Genomic DNA, 13,511 nt, shown 5'->3' with positions numbered 1-13,511 from the left:
TCGGGGCGGGGGGTGTTCACCCCGTCGATTCTAGGAGGGGCGCCATGTCCGGGACGGCAGCGCTGGATCGGCGCCGGTCGACGAAGTAACGGCTCGGGCCGGTGCCGCACTTGGCGACGTGCTTGGGTTCGGCCAGCGCCGCGGACAGCGCCCGCACGCTGTCGAAGGCGCCGGGCTGCACCAGGATCACGCCAGCGCTGAGCGTCGGCACCGGGTTGAACGACTCCTGGTTCTGCCGGTTCAGCGTCACGTAGCCGCCCAGCGCCTGGTGCTCGGCGGAGAAGAAGGGCCGCACCTGGCGGTCGAACTCGCGGCACACGCGGGTGATGCGCGCGGTCCAGTCGGCCGAGCCCAGCACCATCACGAAGTCGTCGCCGCCGATGTGGCCGACGAAGTCCAGCGCCGGGTCCGCCGCGTTCTGCAGGATCTGGGCGCAGAGCTTGATGATGTCGTCGCCGGCGGCGTAGCCGTAGACGTCGTTGAACGGCTTGAAGTGGTCGATGTCCCAGGCGACGACGACGAACTCCCGGCTCTCGTGCAGCAGCGCGTCCAGGTGCTGGTCGGTGGGCACGTTGCCGGGCAGCAGCGTCAGCGGGTTGGCGTAGCGCGCGCTGTGCACCTGCAGGTCGGACACCGCCTTGAGCAGGTCGGTGCTGCGGCCGGTGCCGAAGTATTCGCCGTTGCGGGTGACGATGAAGCCGTCGACCATCAGCCGGTCGTCCAGGCTGGCGATCGCCTCGCTCATCTCGCGCAGCGAGGTGCCGGCGTCGAAGATCAGCGGATGCGGATCCATCATCGCGACGCACGGGCGCTTGTCGTGGATGTCCATGAAGTAGCGCTCGGCGCTGCGCTTGAGCACCTGCAGCGAGCGCAGGATGCCGATCGGGCGGTTGGACTCGTCCAGCACCGGCATCGAGAACAGCTGCTCGTCACGCTGGAACATGTCGGCGACGGTCTGGCAGTTGAGCTTGGGCGTGACCGTGTGGCTGCGGCGCGCGAGCTGCGCGGCGGTGGTGATCGCGTCCGGCGGCAGCCGCATCCAGTCGGCGTTGCGGCGGCGGTGCTCGGGCGCGAGCAGCGCGTCCACCTCGGCCCGCAGCGTCGCGCGCGGCGACGGGCTGGGACGCGCGAGCAGGTAGCCCTGGCACACCGGCACGCCCAGGCGGCGCAGCACGGTCAGGTCGCTGAGCTGCTCCAGGCCCTCGGCCACGACGGTGCAGCCGGAGGTCGCGGCCATCTCCAGGATCGAGCGCACGAACTGCTGCTTCAGCGGGTCCTGCGCGATGCCGTCGATGAAGTGGCGGTCGATCTTGACGAAGTCCGGCCGGATGTCCATCCAGCGCTTCAGGCTGGCGAAGCCCTCGCCCAGGTCGTCCAGCGCGACGACGAAGCCCAGTTCGCGCAGGCTGCGCATGCTGTCCTGCAGCCGCTCGGGCTCCAGGATCGGGCGGGTCTCGGTGAGTTCGATGACCACGCGCGACGCGGGGAGGTCCAGCTGCGCGAACTCGCGGGCGATCAGCGCGCCGCGGTCGCTGGTGGCCAGCAGCGTGTCGGCGGTCAGGTTCAGGAACAGCTGGCCGGGGAGGTTCAGCTCCTTGAAGCGGCGCAGCGCGCGACGCACCACCAGCCGTTCCAGCTCCACCAGCCGGCCCAGCCGGGCGGCGGTCTCGAACAGCACCAGCGGCGAATGCAGCGGGGTGTCCGCCGGACCGCGCGTCAGCGCCTCGTAACCGAGGATCTGCGCGCGCTCCACCTCGACGAGCGGCTGGAAATGGATGTCCAGTGTCCCGTCCCGGATGATGGCGGACAGGGCGATGCTCAGCGGATCGGGCGGTTGCAGATGGGTCGTCGGCATGGGAGGTGACCACGGCGGCCGGAACGCCGCGTGGTGTCCCCATTCTGGGTGGCCTCTATGTCATCGCTTTGACAAAGAGTTACAGCATGACCCGCCCGTGAAATCCGTCGCGTTCCGCGTCGCGCCGCGTGGCCCCGCGCGAGCTGTCGCCCGCCGCTTCTTCCTCTCCCGCAGGCGGGAGAGGGTTGGGGTGAGGGTCGTGCCCTGTTCAAGGTTTCTGCTTGCTGAAGTCCCGCTCCGGGAACAGCCGGGTGGTGAGTTCGCCCAGGCTCTCGTGGACGACGTCGACGTTCGTCTCGTCGATCACCAGCTTGGCCACCTGCGGGCTGAAGGCCTTGCGCAGCAGGCCCAGGAAACGCGGCGCGGCGACGACGCGCAGCTGCGTCACCTCGCCGTTGTTGAAGCCGTCGTCCAGCGTCTTCGACACGCGCGCGGCGAAGCCGATGGCCTCCTGGTGCAGTTCGTCGACACCGGCCGACGAGGTCACGTTGTTGCCGCGCCGGCCCTCCGCGTCGCGGCGCAGGTCGGCCTTGTCCGCATGCGCGGCGGCGTCGGTCAGCGTCGTCACGTCGACCAGGTCGCCGCCTTCCTCGGGCAGGCGCAGGAGCCGGGCCACGCCCTCGTCCGCCACCAGCACCCAGAGCTTGCCGTCGTCCTTGTATGCAGGCATGTCGATGTCCTTCAACAGAGTTCTCGTTGAAGGCAGGGCGGCAATCGACATGCCGCCCTGGGCGCGGCGAGCGCGCCAGCGCTCAGTCGGACGCCGGTTCGGCCATCGCCTCGACGACCATCTGCACCCGCTGCTGGCCCTGGAACTCGTCCAGGCTGAGCCGGTAAGCCAGCGTGACCTCCGCGGGCAACTGCTCGGTGTGGCCGAACCAGATCGCGTCGCGCAGCCAGGCGCCCTGGCGCAGCCGCAGCTTCAGGTGGCGCTCGCCGACGATGCGCTGGTTCACCACCTGCACCTTGTCGCAGAACAGCGGGGCCTCGAAGGCCTGGCCCCAGACCTGCGCCTCGAGCTCTTGCACCGTCTCCGCGCAGAAGGCCTCCGGCGGCAAGGGGCCGTCGGTGCGCAGCGTGCGGGTCAGCGCGGCCTCGTCGAGCCACTCGCGGGCGACGGCCTCGAACGCGGCGGCGAAGGCCTCGACGCCGCCCGGCGCCAGCGTGCAGCCGGCGGCCATCGCGTGGCCGCCGAACTTGCGCAGCAGTTCGGGATGGCGCTTGGAGACCAGGTCCAGCGCGTCGCGCAGGTGGAAGCCCGGGATCGAGCGGCCCGAGCCCTTGAGCTGCCCGTCCGCGCCCTCGGCGAACACGAAGACCGGGCGGTGCAGCCGGTCCTTGATCCGCGAGGCGACGATGCCGACCACGCCTTCATGGAAGTCGGCGTCGAACAGCGCCAGCGCCGGCGGCGGCGCGCCGTTCAGGCGCGGGTCGGTCATCAGGCGGTCCAGCAACGCCAGCGCCTGCTCCTGCATGCCGGCCTCGATCTCGCGGCGCTCGCGGTTGATGCGGTCCAGTTCACGCGCCAGCGACAGCGCTTGTTCAGCGTCGTCGGTGGTCAGGCAAGTGATGCCCAGCGTCATGTCGTCGAGCCGGCCCGCCGCGTTGATGCGCGGGCCCAGCGCGAAGCCGAGGTCGAAGCTGTTGGCGCGCGACGCGTCGCGGCTGGCGGCGGTGAACAGCGCCTGCACGCCCGGCTGCATGCGGCCGGCGCGCATCCGGCGCAGGCCTTGCGCGACCAGGCGGCGGTTGTTGGCGTCCAGCCGGACCACGTCGGCGACCGTGCCCAGCGCGACCAGGTCCAGCAGGCCGTCCAGGCGCGGCGGCGGACCGTCGCCGTAGACGCCACGGCGGCGCAGCTCGCCGCGCAGCACCGTCAGCACGTAGAACGCGACGCCGACGCCGGCCAGGCTCTTGCTCGGGAAGGGGCAGCCGGGCTGGTTCGGGTTGACCAGCGCGTCGGCCTCGGGGACGGTCGGCTGGCCGTCGGCGGTCACGGCCGGCAGGTGGTGATCGGTCACCAGCACCTTGATGCCGAGCGCGCGCGCGAAGGCCACGCCGGCATGGCTGGCGATGCCGTTGTCCACGGTCACCAGCAGCCGGGGCTCGTGCTTGAGCGCGAGCTCGACGATGGTCGGCGTCAGGCCGTAGCCGTGCACCGCGCGGTCGGGCACGACGTAGTGCACCGTGCCCGGCTTCGCGCCGAGCAGTGCCAGGCCGCGCAGCATCAGCGCGCAGGCGGTGGCGCCGTCGCAGTCGTAGTCCGCGACGATGCACAGCTTGTCGCCGGCGGCGATCGCGTCGGCCAGCAGCACCGCGGCGCGGTCGATGCCGAGCAGGCCCTGCGGGCCTTCGGGCGGCAGCAGGTGCTTGAGGTCGGGGTCGAGCTCGTCGCGCGACAGCACGCCGCGCGCGGCGAACAGCCGCGACAGCAGCGGCGAGAAGCCGGCGAGCTGCAGCGCGTGGGCGGAATCGGGCGGGACGTCCCGGGTCAGGATGCGGGGGCTGTTCACAGGGCCTCCAGCGCGGTGGCGACGGAGGCGCCGACGGGCGCGAAGCGTTCCTTCAAGCGCTGCCAGGCGCCGGCGGGCCGGCGCGTCCAGGTGCGCGCCTGGCGCTCGCCGCTGAGGGTCAGCGACACGGGGGTGCCGCCGCGCGCGGCGTTCGCGGCCTGCGCGATCGGGCCGGCGTCCAGCGCCTTCCAGGCTTCGCTCCAGGCGTAAAGGTCGCCGGTGAGCATCGGCGCGCGCAGGCGGTCGTCGACGACCAGGCCGGTGGGCGGCGCGTCGCCGCGATCGCGCCCGCAGCCGCTGATCCAGACGGCGTTCAGCGGGCGCAGGCGGCGTTCCTCGCGGGCCTGGTTGAGCGGGTGCTCGTGCAGCAGCATCTGGACCTCGTTGAGCAGCGTGCGCAGCCGGCGGGCGCGCGGGTACCAGGTCTCGACGCCGCGGTTGAGCACGCGGTCGACGCTCGCGGCCTCGAGGCCGTCGAGCTCGTCGTGCGCGACCGCCCATTCGCCGCTGGACAGCCAGGCGGTGCGCCAGCCCTCGGCGGCGGGGAACAGCGCGGCGGCCAGCGCGTCGAGGAAGGCGCGGGATTCGTCGTCCGTCAGGTCCAGCGTGGCCGGGCCCATCGCGGTGACGCCCTCGGTGCCGACGGCGAAATGGGCGGGCGTCAGCAGCGCCCAGGCGGCCTGGCCGGGGTCCTGGCCGGCGGCGCGCAGGCGCCAGGCGGCGGTCGGCGGCGAGCCGTCGGTCACGCCGCGGGCGCGGGCGAGGAATCGCTCATGCGGGGGAATCGGGGTGGTCTCGTCGGCGTCGCCGACCTCGCCGGCCGGCGTCAGCAGCCCGAGCAGGCGGCTCAGGCCCGGCAACTCCAGCTCGCGCAGGGCGCCCTCGAAATGAGGGTCCAGCGAGCTGGCGAAGGGGATCATCAAGTGCATGGGGGCGGATTATCGGCGTGCGCCCTGATTCGGAGGCGGTCATCAAGATTTCATCCGCCGCCGGCAACCTGTGGGGCCATGCTGACCGACACGCTCATGGCCGCCGCTGTTTCGACCGAACCGCCTGGGGCCGAGGCGGACGAGGGCGGTTCGATCCGCGTGCGCACGGTGTGGATCTCCGATCTGCACCTGGGCACGCCGGGCTGCCAGGCCAGGGCGCTGCTGGACTTCCTGCGGGAGGTCGAGTGCGAGCAGCTCTTCCTGGTCGGCGACATCGTCGACGGCTGGCAGCTGCGTCGCAGCTGGTACTGGCCGCAGGCCCACAACGACGTGGTGCAGAAGCTGCTGCGCAAGGCGCGCAAGGGCACGCGGGTGATCTACGTGCCGGGCAACCACGACGAATTCGCCCGCAAGTACCTGCAGCACAGCTTCGGCGGCATCGAGGTCGCGCACGAGTGGATCCACGAGACGGCGGACGGCCGCAAGTTCTGGATCACCCACGGCGACCTCTTCGACGGCGTCATCCAGCATGCGAAGTGGCTGGCCTACGTCGGCGACAGCCTCTATGAATTCACGCTGAAGCTGAACCGCCACCTGAACTCGCTGCGCGCGCGGCTGGGCCTGCCGTACTGGAGCCTGAGCAAGTACCTCAAGCTCAAGGTCAAGCGCGCGGTGTCCTTCATCGGCGAGTTCGAGCAGGCCCTGGCCCGCGAGGCCCGCAAACGCGGCGTCAACGGCGTGATCTGCGGCCACATCCACCACGCCGAGCTGCGCGACATCGACGGCATCACCTACGCCAACGACGGCGACTGGGTCGAGAGCCTGACCGCGCTGGTCGAGCACGCGGACGGGCACCTCGAGATCCTGGACTGGGCCGAACGCCAGCGCCTGGGCGCCGAGCAGGGCGCCGCCGAGGCACTCGCCGCCGCGATGCGCCAACCCGCCTGAAGGCGGCGCGAGGACGCGCGAGGCCGGCTTGCGGCCGGGCGTATCGCGGCCCCGGACCGCCCCCGGGAGGGGGCCTGCAACCGCGTGTGACGGCACGAAAGAGGGTCACCGGGCTGTCATGACAGCTTCATAGAATGGGTTCATGACTTTGCCCGACGTCCCGCTGCTCAACCGCGAAAACGCGATCCTCGAGTTCAACCGGCGTGTCCTGGCCCAGGCCCAGCGCATCGACGTGCCGCTGCTGGAGCGGCTGCGCTACATCTGCATCGTGTCGAGCAACCTCGACGAGTTCTTCGAGGTGCGTTTCGCCGACATGCTGGACGCGCAGCGCGACGGCTCCGGGCTGGTGACGCCGCGCGACGTCGAGCGCGTCGGGCGCGCGGCCCACGGCCTGATCGACGAGCAGTACGCGATCTTCAACGACCAGGTGATGCCCGCGCTGCGCGAGCACAACATCCAGATCCTGAACCACGCCGACCGCACCGAGGAGATGCGCGCCTGGGTGGGACGTTTCTTCGAGCGCGAGGTGCGCCCGCTGCTGGTGCCGGTGGGCCTGGACCCGGCGCACCCGTTCCCGCAGGTGGCCAACAAGTCGCTGCACTTCATCGCGCGGCTGTCGGGCAAGGACGCGCTGGGGCGCGACAACCGGATCGCCATCGTCAAGGTGCCGCGGGTGCTGCCGCGCGTGATCAAGCTGCCGGCGGAGATCAGCGGCGGCAAGCAGAACTTCGTGCTGCTGACCAGCGTCATCCGCGCCCACCTGGAGGAGCTGTTCCCGGGGCGGCATGTCGAGGCCTTCTCGCAGTTCCGCGTGACGCGGGACTCGGACCTCGAGGTCGACGAGGAGGAGATCGCCAACCTGCGCCACGCGCTGCGCTCGGGCCTGACGACGCGCCACTTCGGCCGCGCGGTCCGATTGGAGGTGGTCAACACCTGTCCCGAGGAACTGTCGAGGTTCCTGCTGGAGCAGTTCGACCTGCCGGAGGCGGCGCTGTACCGCGTCAACGGCCCGGTGAACCTGGTGCGGTTGAATGAGTTGATCGACCAGACGGACGCCGAGGACCTGCGCTTCCAGCCTTACGAGGCGAGCTGGCCCAAGGGGCGGCTGCCGCGTGGCAAGTCGATCCTGGACAAGCTGCGGACCAAGGGCGACGTGATGCTGCATCACCCGTTCGAGAGCTTCGAGCCGGTGGTGCAGCTGCTGCGCGAGGCGGTGGAGGATCCGGACGTGCTGGCGATCAAGCAGACGATCTACCGGACCGGCAGCGAGTCGGTGCTGGCGGAGCTGCTGATCGAGGCGGCGCGGCGCGGCAAGGAAGTGCTGGCGGTGGTGGAGCTGAAGGCCCGTTTCGACGAGGAGGCCAACATCAACTGGGCGGAGCGGCTGGAAGCCGTGGGCGCGCAGGTGGTGTACGGCATCGTGGGCCTGAAGACGCACGCGAAGCTGTTGCTGATCACGCGCCGCGAGGCGGGAAAGTTGCGCCGCTACGGCCACTTGTCGACGGGCAACTACAACCCGAAGACGGCGCGTTTCTACACGGACCTGGGTTACCTGACGGCCGATGCGGACATGACGGCGGACATGGACCTGGTGTTCCGCCAGCTGGCGTCGCTGTCGAAGTTCAAGGCGCCGAAGAAGCTGCTGCTGGCGCCTTTCAATTTGCACAAGACCATGTGCGAGTTGCTGGTGCAGGTGGAGGAGGCGGCCAAGCGTGGCGAGCCTGCTCGCGTGGTGCTGAAGATCAACGCGCTGACCGATTCCGAGTTGATCAATGGTTTGATCCGTGCCGGCAAGGCTGGCGCGAAGGTGGATCTGATCGTGCGTGGCGCCTGCATGCTGCCGCCGGGCTTGCCGGGTCAGACGGACAACATCCTGGTGCGTTCGGTGGTGGGTCGATTCCTCGAGCACTCGCGGATCTTCTATTTCCGCTGGGGTGCTGACGAGCAGGAAGCGCTGTACTTGTCGAGTGCTGACTGGATGAGTCGGAACATGCTGAGGCGGATCGAGGTGGCGTGGCCGGTGACGGATCCGAAGCTGCGCCAGCGCGTGATCGACGAGGGCCTGACCCCGTACTTGCACGACAGCCTGGATGCATGGCAACTGGGTCCGGACGGCACTTCCCAGCGCATTGGTACCGAAGAGCATCCGGACAACGTCAGCGCCCAACAAGCCCTGATGCGCCTCTACCAAGAGGACTGAAGTCCACTGCGGGGGGGGGGGACGGGCAGGGCCTGGGCCGGCGGCGAAGCCGAGCTTCCAGGACTGACCAGGCGCGTTCTGTTTGAGGGTAGCGAGCCGGAGGCGAGCGGCCCGAGTTGAGCGCCGGAGCTCGGCTTCGCCGCCGGCCCAGGTCCTGCCTGTCGTGCTCGGTGGCGTCAGGCCTCGAGCGCCAGCTGCACCAACCCGACCTTCGCCCAAGCCTCGAGTTCTTCCCGCAACAGGAAGTGTGCTCGCGGGTGGCTTTCCGCCCATCCTTTGCGCATCTCGATCGAGACGGCGTTCCCCTCCCGATGGATGCGAATGGCCGACGCATCCACATCGCTGCGCGCATGGCATTTGATGGCTGCGAGCCGCAGCGACAGCAACTGCCAGACCATCGCCTCGTCCTGGAGTTGTTCTTCCAGCTTGCGCAACCCTCCCCGCTGCCCGAGCGCGAGATCGCCGAGGCGCCGCAGTTGGTTCTGCGAGAACCCTGGCGCGTCCACATGGGAGAGGAGGTAGGCGCTGTGCCGATGGTGGTCGTGGTGGGAGACCATCATGCCGATCTCGTGCAGCGCGGCGGCCCACCCGAGTTCACGCCGATGTTCTTCCTCCGCCTTGGGCGCGAGCTGGGTGTGCAGACGCTGAGCCACGTCCTGGACCCGGGTGGCCTGTTCGCGATCGATCGCGAAGCGGCGCTGGAGTTCGGCGACGGACTGTTCGCGCATGTCGCGGCCGGCGGCGAGGAGTCGGGGGTCGAGGCGTTCCGCGAGGTCGAAGATGACGCCCTGGCGCAGGGCGCCCTTGGCGGGATGAAGACGCTCGATGTCGAAGTGGGTGAGGAGGGTGTAGAGGATGCAGAGCCCGCCGCCCACGACCGCGCGGCGGTCTTCCTTGAGGCCGGGGAGCTTGAGCGCGTCGACGCGGCCGGCGAGCAGGCATTGCTCGATGCACCAGCGCAGGCCGTCGAGGGTGATGGCGCCATCGGGGCTGACGCCGTTGGCGGCGAGGATCTGGGCGACCGCGCCGACGGTGCCGGAGGAGCCCAGGGCTTGTTTCCAGCGCGGCTGGGCGGCGTGCCGGGAGAACTGGGTGATGGCTTCTTCCAGTTCGGCGCCGGCGGCGACCTGGGCGGCGCGGAAGGCTTCGGCGGTGAAGCGGCCGTCGGGGAAGAAGCGCATCGACAGGCTGACGCTGCCGATCTGGAAGGACTCGGTGCTCAGCGGCTGGGGGCCGCGCCCGAGGATCATCTCGGTGGAACGGCCGCCGATGTCGATGACCAGGCGCGGGTCCTCGGCGGTCTGCAGCCTAGCGACGCCGGCGTAGATCAGGCGGGCTTCCTCGCGACCGGAGATGACTTCGATCGGATGGCCCAGCACTTCCTGCGCGCGCGCGAGAAAGGCGTTGCGATTGCGCGCCTCGCGCAGCGTCTGGGTGGCCACCGCGCGCACTTGGCGGCCGGGCAACCCGGAGAGGCGTTCCGCGAAGCGCCGCAGACAGGCGAGGCCGCGTTGGGCGGCCTCTTCGGTCAGCATGCTCATCGCGTCCAGGCCCGCGCCCAGCCGCACCGTTTCCTTCAGGTAGTCGATCCGGCGGTACTGCCCATGCTGCAGTTGGGCGAGCTCCAGGCGGAAGCTGTTGGAGCCCATGTCGATGGCGGCCAGGATCGGAGGAACGTGCGCTTGCGTCATGGGGGGCGATTGTCGCGGTGTTTGGCGTGCCCACCGGGAACGAAGTGCTTTCATCGTGCTGTCGCGAAGGGGGGCTTGACGACTCTGAGACAATTTTCAGAACCCCATCCGGCGCACCCCACGTGGTGCGCTTTTTTATCCATGACCCTGACCTACATCCTGCTCGTGACCCTGGCCGGCGGCCTGGCCTCGGTGTCCATCGCGGCGATGCTGACGGTCGGCCTGCTGAGCCGCATCGTCAAGCACCTGGTGAGCCTGTCCACCGGCGTGCTGCTGTCGACCGCGCTGCTGCACGTGCTGCCCGAGGCGTTCGAGAGCGGCGCCGACCCGCACAACCTGTTCCTGGCGCTGCTGGGGGGGTTGATGTTCTTCTTCCTGCTCGAGAAGGCGGAGTTGTACCGCCACACCCACCACCACGAGGGGGACGGGCATCACCACCATCACCACTTCGACCGGGAGCAGGCCGGCCGGGGCGGGTTGTCGGTGCTGGTGGGGGATTCGATCCACAACTTCTGCGACGGGATCATCATCGCCGCCGCGTTCCTGGCCGATCACCACCTGGGCTGGGTCACCGCGATGGCGATCGTCGCCCATGAGATCCCGCAGGAGGTCGGCGACTACATCGTGCTGCTGAATGCCGGCTTCTCGCGCGGCAAGGCGCTGTTCTTCAATGCGGTGTCGGGCATGGCCGCGGTGCTGGGCGGGCTGGTCGGGTACTACGTCGTGGGACCGTGGCAGCAGTTGTTCCCCTACCTGCTGGTGGCGGCGTCGAGCAGCTTCGTCTACGTCGCGGTCGCCGACCTGATCCCGCAGCTGCAACGCCGGCTGCCCTGGAAGGACACCGCGCTGCAGCTGCTGTGGCTCGGCGTGGGGATCGTCTTCGTGCTGCTGGTGGTGGGCGGGAAACACGCCCACTGACCGGGGGCGCCATCCCGGCGCCCCGGCCGCTCACTGCGGCGCGCCTTCTCCGTGCACCACCAGCACCGGGAACGCGCAGTGCGTCAGCACCTTCTGCGTCTCGCTGCCGAGCAGCAACGCCTGCAGCCCGCGCCGGCCGTGCGTGGCCATCACCAGCAGGTCGGCGTTGACGCGCTTGGCGTGCTCGATGATCGCTTCCCAGGGGTGCAGCGCCTCGACGCTGTGGGCCTCGATCTCCAGGCCCTGCGCGCGCGCCAGCGCGAGCACCTGGGCGAGCCGCTCCTGCGCGATGCGCTCCTGGGCGTCGAAGAACTCCTGCGGCGGCGTCGGCTGCATCTCCGACACGGCGCTGTAGGGGAAGGGCTCCTTGACGCTGATGGCGAACAGCTTGGCGTCGTGGAACTTGGCGAGCTTGATGGCGGTATCGATCGCCTTGGCGGTGATCTCGGAGCCGTCGGTGGGGATCAGGATGCGCTGGAACATGGCGAGCCTCCTTCGAGCGAACGGGTGGGCTGGGTGGGCCGGACCCCCTTCCGGGCGGGGTCAGGACTTGCCTTCGCAGTCTGACCTTCCCATGGTGCTCGCCCCATGCGCGTTGTCAATACGGACCGCCCGCCCGCCGGCGGTCCTCAGCCCTTGGCCAGCGGGTGGCGCGGATTGGCGCTCCATTCGCTCCAGGAGCCGGGGTAAAGCCGGCTGCCGCGCAGCCCGGCGTGGTGCATCGCCAGCAGGTTGTGGCAGGCGGTCACGCCCGAACCGCATTGGTGCACCGTCCAGCCCGGGTCGCCCGGACCGAGCAGCTCGGCGAATTCGTCGCGCAGCTGCGCCGCCGGCTTGAAGCGGCCTTCCGGCGTCAGGTTGGTCTTGAAGAAGCGGTTGGTCGCGCCGGGGATGTGGCCGGCCTGGGTGTCCAGCGGCTCGACCTCGCCGCGGAAGCGCTCGCCGGCGCGGGCGTCGATCAGGCGGACCTTGCCGAGCTGGGCGAGCAGCTCCTGCGCGGTCAACGGCTGTTCGAGCGCGGCGCCGGGTTCGAACACACCGGGCGTGGCCGTGGGCGTCTCGGCGGTCACCGCCTCGCCGGCCTGCTGCCAGGCGGCGAATCCGCCGTCCAGCACCGCGACCTCCGCGTGGCCCAGCCAACGCAGCATCCACCACACGCGCGCCGCGTACATGCCGTCGGCCGCGTCGTAGGCGACGACCTGCCGGCCCGGCGTCATGCCCAGCGCGGCCAGCCGCGCGGCGAAGGCGTCGCGCTCGGGCAGCGGATGGCGGCCGCGGAAGGCGCCGAAGGCGTCCTGCTTCGGGCCGCTCAGGTCGCGGTCCAAGTGAAGGTAGAAGGCGCCGGGCAGATGGCCCGCGGCGTAGGCGCGTTCGCCAGCGCCGGTGTCGGCGAGGTCGAAGCGCACGTCGACGATCAGTGGCGGCGTGGCCGACGCCATCAGCGCGCGCAGTTGCTCGACCGGGATCAGGCCGTCGGAGGCCGAGGGGGAGGAAGTCGTGCCGTTCATGATTCCTGGACCGAGTGCTGGGCGTCCTTGGGCGTGTTGCGGGCGCGCAGCAGCGTCGCCCCCAGGCCCGCGACGACGATCAGCACGATGCCGCCCCACGAGGCCAGGCTCAGCCGGTCGCCGAAAAGGAGGACACCATACAACGCCGAGAACACGATGCCCAGGTATTGCAGCGACGCGTTGACCAGCGGCTTGCCGGTGCCGTAGGCGCGGGTCATCAGCAGCTGCGCGGCGGTCGCCAGCACGCCGACGGCCAGCAGCAGCGCCGCGCCGGTCCAGGTGTGGCCATGCCAGCCGCCCTGCGTGACGATCGTCGTCAGCGCGCCGGCCACCACGCCGCCCATCGAGAAGTAGAAGACGATGCGGTACTCCGGCTCGCCCGCGCGGCCCAGCGAGGTCACCTGCAGGTAGGCCATCGCCGACAGCATCCCGGAGGCCAGGCCGGCCAGGCCGTGCCAGACCTGCTGGTCCTGCATGGCCGGCTGCAGCACCAGGCCCACGCCGACGAAGCCCAGCAGCACCGTGACCACCAGCCGCGGATCGACCCGGGCCGCGCCCATCAGCACCGCGCCGCCGATCAGGAACAGCGCCATCCAGACCGAGGACATGTAGTTCAGCGTCATCGCCGTGGCCAGCGGCAGCTTGCTGATCGCGAAGAACCACAGCGACAGCGCGATCACGCCCGACAGGCTGCGCCAGAAGTGCATCGCCGGCACGCTGGTCTTCAGCGACAGCCCCTTGGCCCGCGTCATCGCGAACAGGAACAGCGTGCCGACCAGGCCGCGGTACATGACGATCTCGCCGGCGCCGTAGTAGGCCGAAGCCAACTTGACGCAGACGCCCATGGTGGCGAACAGCAGCGTCGCCAACACCATCAGAAGGGGTGCAGACATGGCGCGGATTCTCGCGCCGGAGGGTCGCCACGCCCGTTGTGGGGATCCGCAAAAAC

General features: G+C 70.1%; 11 protein-coding genes. 3 read left to right on the top strand and 8 right to left on the bottom strand.

What is annotated here, in order from left to right; genetic code table 11:
• Positions 1-16: 16 nt before the first annotated feature.
• From N5D62_RS12255 to N5D62_RS12240, 4 genes are all read right to left on the bottom strand, one after another.
• Positions 17-1,855 (bottom strand): EAL and GGDEF domain-containing protein, encoded by a 1,839-nt coding sequence (locus N5D62_RS12255; protein ID WP_279758094.1) that lies wholly within the window; start codon positions 1,853-1,855, stop codon positions 17-19.
• Between the two features lie 208 nt (positions 1,856-2,063).
• Positions 2,064-2,525: a host attachment protein gene (locus N5D62_RS12250; RefSeq protein ID WP_279758093.1), complete on the bottom strand. Its 462-nt coding sequence runs from the start codon at positions 2,523-2,525 to the stop codon at positions 2,064-2,066.
• An 82-nt stretch (positions 2,526-2,607) separates the two neighbouring features.
• Positions 2,608-4,368 (bottom strand): single-stranded-DNA-specific exonuclease RecJ, encoded by a 1,761-nt coding sequence (recJ, locus tag N5D62_RS12245; protein WP_279758092.1) that lies wholly within the window; start codon positions 4,366-4,368, stop codon positions 2,608-2,610.
• A complete protein-coding gene (locus tag N5D62_RS12240) occupies positions 4,365-5,297 on the bottom strand; it encodes a hypothetical protein (protein ID WP_279758091.1) in 933 nt (310 codons plus the stop codon). Before N5D62_RS12240 ends, recJ begins: the two co-directional genes overlap by 4 nt.
• Before the next feature lie 96 nt (positions 5,298-5,393).
• Here N5D62_RS12240 and N5D62_RS12235 point away from each other — a divergent pair, with 96 nt between their 5' ends.
• Both N5D62_RS12235 and ppk1 read left to right on the top strand, forming a co-directional pair.
• On the top strand, positions 5,394-6,245 hold the full coding sequence (locus tag N5D62_RS12235; RefSeq protein ID WP_279758090.1) for a UDP-2,3-diacylglucosamine diphosphatase: 852 nt from the start codon (positions 5,394-5,396) through the stop codon (positions 6,243-6,245).
• A gap of 142 nt (positions 6,246-6,387) precedes the next feature.
• Positions 6,388-8,445, top strand: a complete 2,058-nt coding sequence (ppk1, locus tag N5D62_RS12230) for a polyphosphate kinase 1 (protein WP_279758089.1) — start codon at positions 6,388-6,390, stop codon at positions 8,443-8,445.
• 176 nt (positions 8,446-8,621) lie between these two features.
• Here ppk1 and N5D62_RS12225 read toward each other — a convergent pair whose 3' ends face one another.
• Positions 8,622-10,136 (bottom strand): Ppx/GppA phosphatase family protein, encoded by a 1,515-nt coding sequence (locus N5D62_RS12225; protein ID WP_279758088.1) that lies wholly within the window; start codon positions 10,134-10,136, stop codon positions 8,622-8,624.
• A 141-nt stretch (positions 10,137-10,277) separates the two neighbouring features.
• On the opposite strand from N5D62_RS12225, the gene N5D62_RS12220 reads away from it, so the two are divergent.
• Positions 10,278-11,054 carry a ZIP family metal transporter gene (locus N5D62_RS12220; protein ID WP_279758087.1) on the top strand — a complete coding sequence of 259 codons (777 nt, stop codon included), beginning with the start codon at positions 10,278-10,280 and terminating at the stop codon, positions 11,052-11,054.
• Positions 11,055-11,084: 30 nt separating this feature from the next.
• On the opposite strand, the gene N5D62_RS12215 is transcribed toward N5D62_RS12220, so the two are convergent.
• From N5D62_RS12215 to N5D62_RS12205, 3 genes are all read right to left on the bottom strand, one after another.
• Positions 11,085-11,537, bottom strand: a complete 453-nt coding sequence (locus N5D62_RS12215; protein ID WP_279758086.1) for a universal stress protein — start codon at positions 11,535-11,537, stop codon at positions 11,085-11,087.
• Positions 11,538-11,683: 146 nt separating this feature from the next.
• On the bottom strand, positions 11,684-12,562 hold the full coding sequence (locus tag N5D62_RS12210; RefSeq protein ID WP_279758085.1) for a sulfurtransferase: 879 nt from the start codon (positions 12,560-12,562) through the stop codon (positions 11,684-11,686).
• A complete protein-coding gene (locus N5D62_RS12205) occupies positions 12,559-13,455 on the bottom strand; it encodes a DMT family transporter (protein ID WP_279758084.1) in 897 nt (298 codons plus the stop codon). Before N5D62_RS12205 ends, N5D62_RS12210 begins: the two co-directional genes overlap by 4 nt.
• Positions 13,456-13,511 lie beyond the last annotated feature (56 nt).

Source organism: Mitsuaria sp. GD03876 (genome assembly GCF_029840635.1).
Lineage (GTDB): Bacteria > Pseudomonadota > Gammaproteobacteria > Burkholderiales > Burkholderiaceae_C > Roseateles.
This window is presented reverse-complemented; position numbering and strand designations above follow the sequence as displayed.

Coding starts and splice junctions, on each gene's coding strand:
- N5D62_RS12205 (WP_279758084.1), bottom strand. CDS start 13,455: ATGTCTGCACCCCTTCTGATGGTGTTGGCGACGCTGCTGTTCGCCACC.
- N5D62_RS12255 (WP_279758094.1), bottom strand. CDS start 1,855: ATGCCGACGACCCATCTGCAACCGCCCGATCCGCTGAGCATCGCCCTG.
- N5D62_RS12225 (WP_279758088.1), bottom strand. CDS start 10,136: ATGACGCAAGCGCACGTTCCTCCGATCCTGGCCGCCATCGACATGGGC.
- N5D62_RS12210 (WP_279758085.1), bottom strand. CDS start 12,562: ATGAACGGCACGACTTCCTCCCCCTCGGCCTCCGACGGCCTGATCCCG.
- ppk1 (WP_279758089.1), top strand. CDS start 6,388: ATGACTTTGCCCGACGTCCCGCTGCTCAACCGCGAAAACGCGATCCTC.
- N5D62_RS12250 (WP_279758093.1), bottom strand. CDS start 2,525: ATGCCTGCATACAAGGACGACGGCAAGCTCTGGGTGCTGGTGGCGGAC.
- N5D62_RS12220 (WP_279758087.1), top strand. CDS start 10,278: ATGACCCTGACCTACATCCTGCTCGTGACCCTGGCCGGCGGCCTGGCC.
- N5D62_RS12240 (WP_279758091.1), bottom strand. CDS start 5,297: ATGCACTTGATGATCCCCTTCGCCAGCTCGCTGGACCCTCATTTCGAG.
- N5D62_RS12235 (WP_279758090.1), top strand. CDS start 5,394: ATGGCCGCCGCTGTTTCGACCGAACCGCCTGGGGCCGAGGCGGACGAG.
- N5D62_RS12215 (WP_279758086.1), bottom strand. CDS start 11,537: ATGTTCCAGCGCATCCTGATCCCCACCGACGGCTCCGAGATCACCGCC.